Annotated in this window: 2 protein-coding genes; both read right to left on the bottom strand. The window is 61.1% G+C overall.

Features of this window, described 5'->3' with window-relative positions:
• Positions 1-347 precede the first annotated feature (347 nt).
• Positions 348-689, bottom strand: coding sequence for a hypothetical protein (locus O5O54_RS22175; protein WP_279484017.1), 342 nt, complete (start codon positions 687-689; stop codon positions 348-350).
• Between the two features lie 137 nt (positions 690-826).
• Positions 827-1158 (bottom strand): hypothetical protein (locus O5O54_RS22170; RefSeq protein ID WP_279484016.1); only part of this gene is annotated, 332 nt, incomplete at its 5' end.

The raw sequence follows: 1158 nt of genomic DNA, 5'->3' as shown, positions 1-1158 counted from the left end.
CAGCCGATCAGCGTCGGTGGCAGGGGTGATGATGAAGGCCATGGAATGATTTGCTCCAACTAACGAACGGCAGGCGCATCGGTGGGCATGAAGGTGCCGACGACTGCGATCATAGCGGACGAATTTGCCAAATCCCAGCCCGGCTAAAATCGATAAACATTTTGGATCAATGGGTTATGATCCTGATACGATCGTTTGAGAGGGCGGAGAGAGCAGCTCGGTAAGTACCGTGAAGCGCGGCTGCCACAGGCTGTGTCTCCCAAGAGACGACCGGGAAACTGACCTCGCCTTCCTCGTGATCCCATTGCAGCGCATGAGCTCGGGGTGTCTTCGCACCGTCCTCAACATCAGAGGTACGCGCGACATACCGCCATGAGGTTGAAGCGATGGCGGTCAGCAACCTCGACCGCGGTCAACATCCCGAAATGGCGAGCACAGGCCGGCAGGCTGGTGAACGTTATCTTACCATCCCGGAACGCCACTGCGACGTATCGGCATCCGGTGTTCCAATGCCGCAGGTGGTCGAGACAGGACGCCCCGCCGTCGCGGAAGGCGCTCTTGGGGTCGGGGCAATCGACAGGTGAGGTGGCGGCGTAAGGGCTAACCTGCTCTTCAGCTCTACGGGCCGCAAGCCAGCGATGGAGGTCGCGTTCTGTGGTGATCGTCGGAAGCGTCGTAAGGTCAGCCATGGGAAGGTCCGCAAAGTGAGTTATGCGTTCCGGTCGAGGCGGCGTGTGCCCCGACCGTCGCCCTGTCCTTTACGAGCCCCTCCGACCCAGCCGATCCGGGGCGATCTCGTCGCTATGGGTCCTTTCAGCGAAACCGATCAGGGACGGTGAGCGCTCGTTTCGCTCCTGGCGCGAGGCAGGACGAGCAACTCATCGGACGTCACGCGACCGCGCGTCAGAGACTTCAGCACGTAGGCGACGGCCCTCTCAGGCGTTTCAACGATGGTTTGGGCATGAAGCCGTGCCAGCGGCCGCCAAGGTCCCGCCAGCGCAAGCTGGTGCTCAGCGATGAGATCCGACATGGAGCAGGCGCTTCGCGTCCAAGGTGGCATCAAGTCGATAGCGTGATAGTGGCGTCCGTCATTGTTGACGATATCCGCCAGATGGTCCTTCGACTCCTTCGGCACGGGATAGTCGGGGCAGGCGAGTG

It is taken from the genome of Aureimonas sp. SK2 (genome assembly GCF_029813115.1).
Lineage (GTDB): Bacteria > Pseudomonadota > Alphaproteobacteria > Rhizobiales > Rhizobiaceae > Aureimonas.
This window is presented reverse-complemented; position numbering and strand designations above follow the sequence as displayed.